The sequence below is a fragment of the Microcystis sp. genome (assembly GCF_048564745.1).
Lineage (GTDB): Bacteria > Cyanobacteriota > Cyanobacteriia > Cyanobacteriales > Microcystaceae > Microcystis > Microcystis ichthyoblabe_A.
In genome coordinates this window covers 1-9,062 of record NZ_JBLZRT010000160.1, presented here as the reverse complement: position 1 = coordinate 9,062, position 9,062 = coordinate 1, and the positions used below count along the sequence as shown (strand labels likewise).

10 protein-coding genes and 1 pseudogene are annotated in these 9,062 nt (G+C 39.1%); 9 read left to right on the top strand and 2 right to left on the bottom strand.

What is annotated here, in order from left to right:
* Positions 1-286: 286 nt before the first annotated feature.
* Positions 287-1,651, bottom strand: a complete 1,365-nt coding sequence (locus tag ACOCD9_RS17715) for an ATP-binding protein (protein ID WP_419548081.1) — start codon at positions 1,649-1,651, stop codon at positions 287-289.
* A 243-nt stretch (positions 1,652-1,894) separates the two neighbouring features.
* Between ACOCD9_RS17715 and ACOCD9_RS17710 the strand changes: the two genes are divergently transcribed.
* The 3 genes from ACOCD9_RS17710 to ACOCD9_RS17700 all read left to right on the top strand — a co-directional run bounded on the left by ACOCD9_RS17710 (position 1,895) and on the right by ACOCD9_RS17700 (position 4,293).
* The gene (locus ACOCD9_RS17710; protein ID WP_419548080.1) at positions 1,895-3,103 is read left to right on the top strand and encodes an RNA-guided endonuclease InsQ/TnpB family protein; all 1,209 of its coding nucleotides are present in this window, start codon (positions 1,895-1,897) and stop codon (positions 3,101-3,103) included.
* 24 nt (positions 3,104-3,127) lie between these two features.
* On the top strand, positions 3,128-3,820 hold the full coding sequence (locus ACOCD9_RS17705) for a response regulator transcription factor (protein ID WP_419548079.1): 693 nt from the start codon (positions 3,128-3,130) through the stop codon (positions 3,818-3,820).
* A 170-nt stretch (positions 3,821-3,990) separates the two neighbouring features.
* Complete coding sequence (locus ACOCD9_RS17700; RefSeq protein WP_419548078.1) at positions 3,991-4,293, top strand: hypothetical protein; 303 nt, start codon at positions 3,991-3,993, stop codon at positions 4,291-4,293.
* A 57-nt stretch (positions 4,294-4,350) separates the two neighbouring features.
* On the opposite strand, the gene ACOCD9_RS17695 is transcribed toward ACOCD9_RS17700, so the two are convergent.
* Complete coding sequence (locus ACOCD9_RS17695) at positions 4,351-4,839, bottom strand: helix-turn-helix domain containing protein (protein WP_104396738.1); 489 nt, start codon at positions 4,837-4,839, stop codon at positions 4,351-4,353.
* A gap of 161 nt (positions 4,840-5,000) precedes the next feature.
* Between ACOCD9_RS17695 and ACOCD9_RS17690 the strand changes: the two genes are divergently transcribed.
* The 6 genes and pseudogenes from ACOCD9_RS17690 to ACOCD9_RS17665 form a co-directional block, all read left to right on the top strand.
* Positions 5,001-6,152, top strand: a complete 1,152-nt coding sequence (locus ACOCD9_RS17690; RefSeq protein ID WP_159249893.1) for a HesA/MoeB/ThiF family protein — start codon at positions 5,001-5,003, stop codon at positions 6,150-6,152.
* Positions 6,153-6,160: 8 nt separating this feature from the next.
* The gene (locus ACOCD9_RS17685; protein WP_419548077.1) at positions 6,161-6,412 is read left to right on the top strand and encodes an EsaB/YukD family protein; all 252 of its coding nucleotides are present in this window, start codon (positions 6,161-6,163) and stop codon (positions 6,410-6,412) included.
* A 2-nt stretch (positions 6,413-6,414) separates the two neighbouring features.
* A complete protein-coding gene (locus tag ACOCD9_RS17680; protein WP_149107242.1) occupies positions 6,415-6,921 on the top strand; it encodes a ubiquitin-conjugating enzyme E2 in 507 nt (168 codons plus the stop codon).
* A gap of 87 nt (positions 6,922-7,008) precedes the next feature.
* On the top strand, positions 7,009-8,364 hold the full coding sequence (locus ACOCD9_RS17675; protein WP_149107241.1) for a Mov34/MPN/PAD-1 family protein: 1,356 nt from the start codon (positions 7,009-7,011) through the stop codon (positions 8,362-8,364).
* Positions 8,365-8,384: 20 nt separating this feature from the next.
* Positions 8,385-8,849: a hypothetical protein gene (locus ACOCD9_RS17670; protein ID WP_002792223.1), complete on the top strand. Its 465-nt coding sequence runs from the start codon at positions 8,385-8,387 to the stop codon at positions 8,847-8,849.
* A gap of 16 nt (positions 8,850-8,865) precedes the next feature.
* Positions 8,866-9,062: pseudogene (locus tag ACOCD9_RS17665) on the top strand (hypothetical protein); the annotation flags it as partial.

Sequence of the window (9,062 nt, the reverse complement as noted above, 5' to 3'; positions counted from 1 at the left end):
AGCACAAGGCTTTCAAGACTCGGTTAACAATCTGTAATATTCCTTGTTGACACCCTTACTGACAAGGAAAAAACTGAAATCAAGTCAGGATAAGGGTTGGAGTGCTTACTGAAAAAATTGTTAAGAAAGATCCCTATAAGGGATAGATCAAGGGGGGCAGGGGGGAGAGGCAAAATCTATCTTCAATTTAATTATAACTACTTACTTAAAAATTCTTCGTTGCTTTCGTCCTGTTTCGGAAGAAAGAAAGTTACATTTTGTAATCTTTTGGCCGCTCAAGCTGGAACTAGGGTGAAATGGGCAGTTTGACGGTAAAGCTTGTTCCCTTATCCACTTGGCTATCTAGGGCGATTTCGCCACGGTGGAGTTCGACGCATTTTTTAACCACTGCTAACCCCAATCCCGTGCCGATAATATTTTCCACATTCTGACCCCGATAAAAGGGTTCATAGATCTTACCTCTATCTTCCTCGGCAATGCCGATACCGTGATCCCAGACTTGAAAAACAATGCGATCGCTATCTTTCCCCAAAATCAAACTAATCCCTGCTCCTGTGGGGGAATATTTAATCGCATTTAAGAGTAAATTACTTAAAATCGAGTAGAGCAGTTTCTCATCTAGATAGGGACGGATCATCAATCCCTGACTGACAAATTTAATCGGCGTATTATTTTTATTGATAAATTGAAAATCCTCGACTAAATTTAAACAAAAAGCTTCAATATCAAGCGGCTCTAGTTGACAACTGAGATTGCCAGATTCTGCCCTAGTTAAAATCAAAATATCTGTTAAAAATTGATTCATTAGTTTGACAGAAGACTGGATTCTATATAGGTTTTTTCTGCTCGACTGTTCTGCATCTTTTAAGCCATTTTCTAATAACTGCGAGGCGGAAAGAATCACGGTTAAAGGAGTTCGGAACTCATGGGATATCATAGAAAAAAGCTGAATTTTTAGATCGGAAAGTTCTTTTTCCTGTAGTAATAACCGGTGAATTTCATCACTTTTTTGTCGCCGTTTCTCTTGCCAAAAAACTAAAAAATAAACTCCGCAAATAATCCCAAAGCTAGTAAAAGTTCCCAGTAAACCCAACAGAGAATTTTCGCTAATACTATCCCTAGAACTAGCGATGCTACTTCTTAAATTTCTTTTCTGACTAGCTTGTAAATAGGTAAGAAGATTTTGAAACTTATCCCGGACTTCGACACTTTTAACCGTGATTGCATCTTGAGAAATATCATCGGATCGATCAAATTTATAGGTAGCGATCGATTGATTAAATAGAGCAATTCGCCGATACATTAAATCCCCGATCTGAGTCACCATTTCCCGCTCGAAATCCGTGCCGTTTTCTAATTGTTTGGCCAGGAGTTGCCAGTTAGATTGCATCAAAGCGATCGCCCGACGATGACGGCCTAATTCACTGGGGCTGCCAGTTTTGATATAACCCCGTCTTCCCGATTCGGCCACCGCCATGTTAGCGTAAAGATTACTGAGATTATCGATGATCTCGTAGGTAACTTCCACCTCAGCAGCGCGCTGACGCAGGGCGAGGGTATTGCGATAGGAAACTAGGCTAATAGTTCCCATCAATAAGACAGTTAGCCCGAAACCTCCCGCGATCCATTTTCCTTGTTTGAGCCAATTCATCAGAAGTTAACCGACGCTATTTCCAGCTTACTCTATCTAAATGGAGCAAGAGGACTCCCGTTAAATTTCCCCTTAATTAAAAATATACCAGAAATTAACGGGAGATGAATTGCCCCCAGAATCTAAACTAACGCGACAGCGTTTCCTAATAAGGAAAGGCTTGATTCTCAAGGTATGTATGAGCTTGACATATTTAAGCGGTAAGTGTTATACTGAAAAGATAGCACAGATAGGGTCAGGCTGATGTTAAATGTTTTAAAAGTGAGAATATACCCAAACAAAAAACAGGAACTAGCCTTAGCTAAAAACTTTGGTTGCGTCCGTTTTGTTTGGAATTACTACTTAAATAAAACTAACAATCAGTACCTAGAGACTGGTAAAGGAATGACCTACTGTGACATGGCAAAAGACCTTACCCAACTCAAGAAACAACTGGATTTTGAATGGTTAGCTGAGGCTACTGCCGCTACCTTGCAGCAATCATTGAAAAACTTAGAATCTGCTTTTAAGAACTTCTTCTCAAAAAGAACAAAATTCCCTAAATTTAAAAGTAAGCACAAAAAACAATCAATCCGTTATCCTGAAAGTTGTTCAATTAGAAATAAGGGAATTAAGCTAACTAAATTAGGGGTTGTAAAAGCTAAGATTTCTCAAGTAATAAATGGTAAGATTAAATCCGTAACTGTTTCTAAAACCAGTACAGATAAATATTTTGCTGCCATCTTGTTTGAGATGGATGACTCAACAAGCATTGAAAAACTAAAAATATCAGGGATAGACCTAGGTTTATCTTCTTTAGTTACGGTTTTTGATGGTGAAACAACCTACAAGATTGACCCAATCAAACCTACCAGAAAATATGCTAAACGTTTAAAGCGGAGACAACAAGCATTGTCTCGTAAAGCCAAGGGGTCTAATAATCGCCAAAAAGCCATTAAGGAGGTAGCCAAGGTTCACGAAAAGATAGCAAATACTAGACAGGATTTTCTTCATAAACTCTCCAGAAAGTTATGCGATGAAAACCAAATCGTTGTAGCCGAGAATCTGAATATTAAAGGGTTAGCAAGGACTAAATTAGCCAAATCAATACATGACGCTGGTTTTGGTATGTTGCTTAATTTCTTGGATTACAAGCTAGAAAGAGAGGGAGGAAAACTTGTAGAAGTTGACAGGTTTTATCCGAGTACAAAGCTCTGTTCTTGCTGTGGATTTAAAAATGATTTGTTGACTCTCAGTATTCGTGAATGGATTTGTCCAGAATGTAAGACGCAGCACGATAGAGATGAAAACGCCGCTAAGAATTTAAGGGAAGAAGGTATGAGAATACTGTCAACAAATACCGATGGACAGTCGGAATTTCAAGCTTGGGGAGAAACTGTAAGACTCGTTGGTACTTGTACCGAAAAGCGGGTTTCTGTGAATCAAGAATCCCCCGTCACAGCGTCAGCTTGACAGCGGGAGTGTCAACTCTAGACCATGCGAATTTTAGTAGTAGAAGATGATATGCAACTAGCCGAGATTTTGCGAGAGGCCTTGAGCGAGCGACAATACGTTGTCGATGTGGCTAGAGACGGAGAAGAAGGCTGGAATTGGCTAGAATTAGGCAAATATGACCTTTTAGTTCTCGATGTCACCCTGCCAAAATTAAGCGGAACTTTGCTCTGTCAACGTCTGCGACGAGCGGAATCCCATCATCCCGTCTTTGCTAATGCCACCGTTCCCGTCCTATTATTAACCGCAAGGGATACGGTAATCGATAAAATCGACGGATTAGACGCAGGGGCCGATGATTATGTCACTAAACCCTTCGATTTGGGCGAATTAATGGCGCGGATTCGGGCCTTGATCCGACGCGGTAGCAGCACCAGCAGTATTTTATTATCTTGGGGGGGTTTGCAGTTAAATCCCAGTACCCACGAGGCCAGTTATAACGGTCAATTTCTTTCCCTCACCCCCAAGGAATTCGCTCTCTTAGAATTACTTGTTACCCATGGGCGCCGGGTCTTAAGTCGATCGGGTATTATTGAGCGAGTTTGGTCTTTGGACGATTCTCCGGCCGAGGAAACCGTTACTTCCCATATTCGCGGTCTTCGTCACAAGCTAAAATCCCTCGGTGCGCCGGAAGACTTTATTGAAACCGTTCACGGTCTTGGTTATCGTTTAAAGTAATATCTGCCTTTAGACAGTGGACAAAATCATTTCTGCACGAAATCTGCACGAAGTTTGCAGAGGGTTTCCATAATCATCCATTAAATTAGAAAGTTAGACAGGTGCAGGGCTTCTAGACAATCAGATCGGTCAAACCTGTGACTTTCCTCTCCTAAACGGGGCTGCTTGACATGATTTACACGCGATTTGACTATCACGGTTGGCAGATTGAATTGATCCTAGAAATGCAGGGTTATTCTTTTCAATGTTGGCGAGTGGATGGCAGCGAAGGAATTAGCGATTGCCTAGTTTATGCCACCTCTGAACAAGCTTTAGCGGCTGCCCGACGCAGAGCGGATCTAGAGTCCGCTTGTCTTGCCCTACTGCGGTTTCTTAATGATATCGGCGGCCGGAATTATTATCTCACCCGCGATGATCGCGATGCTCTTAGCCAGTCAATTTTAGAATATGCCCGTCTGGGTGGTGTTTCCTAATTTCTTCCCCGGAAGTTTTCCCCTGATTATGAACAGGATCATCATTCAAACGCTTAATCAAGTATCCATTTTCTCAGCGTCTTGACTTTTTTCTGATTCATTTTGATAACTACGCATATTATTTGAGGTAGGGATGGCAAGATTGAAATGAATAACAATTTGTTTATTTTCATAATTAATATTAGTAATATTAACAACGCTTTGTTCAGGTAATACATTATTAATGGGAATTTCAGCAGAAGGATGTTTATAACCTGCTTCTTCTAACCATTGGGTAATATTACGCCAATTATCAATACGTCCGTTATTCTTATCCAGTAAATTCTTAACATAACGATACACCGTAGCACAAAGATCCGTCTCTACCCCGTTAGGGTTTTTATGGAGTTTTTCAGCGATTTCTGAGGGACTACAGCCACACAGTAGGCCACGCAGATGAGTTTTTTCCACAGGGGTTAGGGGTTTTCCTTTGGCGAAGGTGAGATCAGCGTAGAGGGTTTGTAAGTCCCACTGTTGCGCTGCTTGAGTAAATGGCTCATTGTGCATTGTTGTTACATCCTGATAAACTCCTGATAGCATCTTAGTAAAAAATCTGATATTTGTTAGCATTTACCCTGATGTTTTTCTGAAATCATGGAGTAGTATATCAGTATAGGCACTGAATAAAATCAGTAAACAGCCTATATTTCTCAGTGTTCTTAGAGTATATGGAATGGACTGATGTATCTCTACCGCCAGATGAACGATATTCCCGACATGGCCTAATCGATTGGTGGAATCAAGATAAACTTACCCGTGCAAACGTATTAGTTGTTGGGGCGGGTGCTTTAGGGAATGAGGTACTGAAAAATCTGGCTTTAATTGGCGTTGGTCACATCACTGTCATTGATTTTGATACTGTATCAATTACTAATTTGACTCGTTCTGTTTTATTTAGAGAGTCAGACGTAAATCAGCCTAAAGTCGAAGTTGCCCGTCGCATGATACTAGAGATTAATCCCGACATATCAGTGAGAGCAATTCAGGGAGATTTAGAGTTTGATCTTGGTGTCGGGAATGTGCGGGAACATGACATTATTATTGGTTGTTTAGACAGTATTAATGCTCGTTGGGCAATTAATAACATGGCCTATCGTGCGGGGATTCCGTGGATTAATGGGGGAATTGGTGTGGTTAATGGAGAAATCAGTTTCTTCGATCCTAACACCGATGCTGCTTGTTATGAATGTACCATTACAGATCGGATGTGGAAACGCCGAAACCAGCGATATTCTTGTCAAGGTTTAAAACGGGATCTCCCAGAGAAATCAATACCCACAACTGCGACAATTACTTCCATTATTGCGGCAATGGAAGTTCAACAGGCTTTACTTTATTTACACCAAAAAGAGGGGGTATTAGAAGCAGGAGAAAAGCTTTTTCTGAACTTAAATCCTTGGAATGCCTTTAAGGTCAAAATTCCTCGTCAAGAGTATTGTTTAGCCCATGATTTAACCCTTGAACCGAGTATTAAGTTAACTTATTCACCAAGTTTAACGGTTGAGGAAATTCTTAAACAGTTAGATGTGTCTGGATTTTCTGATTCGGTGCTTTGGCTACGAAATGAAGTCATTGATAGGATGCAATGCTTAAATTGTGGTGATCAAGAACCGATCAACATTCCTCGTTCTCAGTTTGCTGAAAGAGATATTGTCTGTCCTAACTGTCAACAAGAAAGACAGATTCAGATATTAGATAAATTCTCTTTAGCAACTACCCAAAACCCTATTAACCTTGAACAATTATGTCTTCCTCATAACGAGATTCTACATTGCGAGACATCCCAAGGTCGAATATCAATTCAATTTTGCCCAACATAGGAGGAACTATGAGCGATTTATCTGTTACCGTTCGTATGGCAGATGGAACCCGTAAAGCTGCTGTAACTTTACCTGCCACTTTGACAGTAGATCAAATTGTTTCTACTACTCAATCCAAATGGAATTTACCTGCTGATACGGATTATACAGTACGTTTAGAGAGTACAGGGCAAAACTTAAATGGTTCAAGCACTTTAGCTTCAGCAGGAGTTCAAAATGGCGATCTTTTAGTAGTTTATCCTATCTTAGAGGGAGGTTAATTATGGGCGTTAGAGAAACAAGGCTAACCAATGATTTACGACAAGTCTCAGAATTAATTGCGAATTCTGGTGGCAGTTTAAGACTGATTTCTAAAACAGGAAATCCTCCCTATGAATATATCATCGAATACCGATGTAAGGGGATAGAACAAGTTAATGGGAATAATCCTGTTTATCGCAATACTCATCAGGTAAAAATCAAACTGGGGACTAATTATCCTAGAGAAAAACCCGACGCGGAATTCTTGACTCCTATTTTTCATCCTAATGTTTTTGCTGATCGTGATGTTTGTCTGGGAGAGTATTGGACACCGGGAGAAACCCTAGCCGAGTTGGTTTTGAGAATTGGCAAAATTATTCAATACTCTAAAGATGTCCTAAATTTAGACAGTCCTGCTAATAGTACAGCAAAAACTTGGGCTAGTAATAATATGTCAAGGTTCCCCGTTGATACCCAAACCTTCAAAGTTAATATTGGTTGGACTGATATCAGTTGGACTGATGTTTAGATGGTAAAAGAATGGGCAATTTTCTTAGATGATTGCCCTCAATGTCCGTAAAAACTTTTTTGCTCACTATTCCATAGGTAAATTATCATGTCTAACCGAGAAGAAATAAATATCGTCTGGCAAGAAAGCGATGATGTTTATAAACCCATTCCTAAAAATCTCCGTGACTTTATGGCACAAAAAGGAATTTATCTTCAACCTGAAGAAAGCGAAAGCGTATATGGAGTATATATTAATGCCGATGCTTTAAGCAATCTAAAAGCTCATTTAAAATCTAACCTAAGAGTTGAACAAGGGGGAATTCTTTTCGGAAATGCCTATGAAGATACTGAGTTAGGAATCTATGTTGATATTACCGCAGCCGTAGCTGCCCCTGCTACTGTTGGCACAGGCGCACATTTAGATTTTACCCCTAATTCTTGGACAGGAATTATGGACTATGCTAAGGCACAACATCCAGACGATAATATTGTGGGTTGGTATCACTCTCATCCTAATCTGAGTGCTTTTATGTCTGGGACAGATATGAACACGCAACAGGCATTTTTTTATCATCCTTGGTGCTTATCTATTGTTTATGATCCCTGTCGTGAAGACATGAAATTTTTTCTGGGAAGAACGGCTCAACAAATTAAACCTAAAATTTATGGAAATGTTGGTGCTAATTTACGAAAAGAACGTGAAGCAAGAGCATTAGATAGACCTGACTCAGATAATTATTATCGGAGAAGTGACTATCCCGAAAGAAAAAGAAATGATAATGTTAATATATCCTCTGAAAATTTAGCCATAACTTGGCAAGATAGATCATCAAAAAATCGAAGAATACCTAGAAAAAAAATAGATATAATTCAATTTCTGATGTTCTTGGGAATTGTTGTTATTGTCCTACTCCTACTTGCTAATTTACTAGGTTTAGGGAATATCTTTAACAGTCAACAACATAACTCTCCGTTTGAATTTTACATAGAAGAAATGTCATCAAAAGATTTTCAAAACCTAAGGGAGTTAAGCGATAGCCACCCAGAATATCTTAAGTCTTCTGTTCTTAAAAGTGGGGATAAGCTTGGTAGTGGTGGAAGAGTTAAACTGCTTGTCGCTAAACCCTCACAAAAACAGTCAATTCAATCGGTTAATTTAAAATATCAAGAAATTGATTTATCTCGGAAAATGGATAACGTCGATGCTCGATCTATTTTTGATCCTCATTTTGATACTTACTTTCAAGGAAAGAATATCCAAGATAGAAGTATTCCTATATCAGTCGGCGAGAATGCTGATAAAGGCTTTATTTTCTTTATGTATAGCTACAATTCAAATCCCAATCAAGAAGATTTAGGAAAAAGTGGAGAAAGTGTAGATAGCGTTATTTACATACCCAATCGTATTGAATATCTAACTAAAAACACTTCTCATCTACAAAGAATCAGGGAGGGATTATAAAGAATCAGGAAGGGATTATTATGAGTAACAATAACAGTAATTCTGGATGTTCTGGTTGGCTTGGTATCATATATCTTCTAGCTTTAATTGCATGGTTTCCGATTGGGTGGATAATCCTTGCTATATTAATCGTAATAGGTGCTATTAGCAATAATAGCTCTAGTAGGAACAGTAGCAATTCTCAGTCGTCACCATCAACTTCATCTTCTTTGGCTAACAAAAATGTTGTTCCTATACCTGATGATCTTAATAATATTCTGATTGATATAAGTCAGGGAGAAATTAGAGATATGATTAGTCAAGAACCCTTTCGGCCTGGAGAAAAAGTTTATCTATGTTCAGTCCACCGATTAGCTTACCATGAAGATAGTTGGCAATATAATAATTGTCAATGTAGTTCTTGTGGTCATGGAAACAGCACTAAAGCTTATACTGTGCCTAGTCCCATTGATTTAAGACAAATTAAATGGGAAGATCGTGGATAATTAATAGGTTATCTCTATGTTTTGGTTAGTTGCTGTTGGATGTATTTTTATTGCTGGAATTATTATTTATTGTTTTAATCTCTTCGGGTCTAATTCCCCGCCGCTCGCGGCGTATAATAGAAAAATGAGTGAATACATCCATAAGAGCCATAATGTAAGTGTTTTGCTATATCATTTAGTGTTCCCAGCCAAATATCGTAAAGCCGTTTTCGA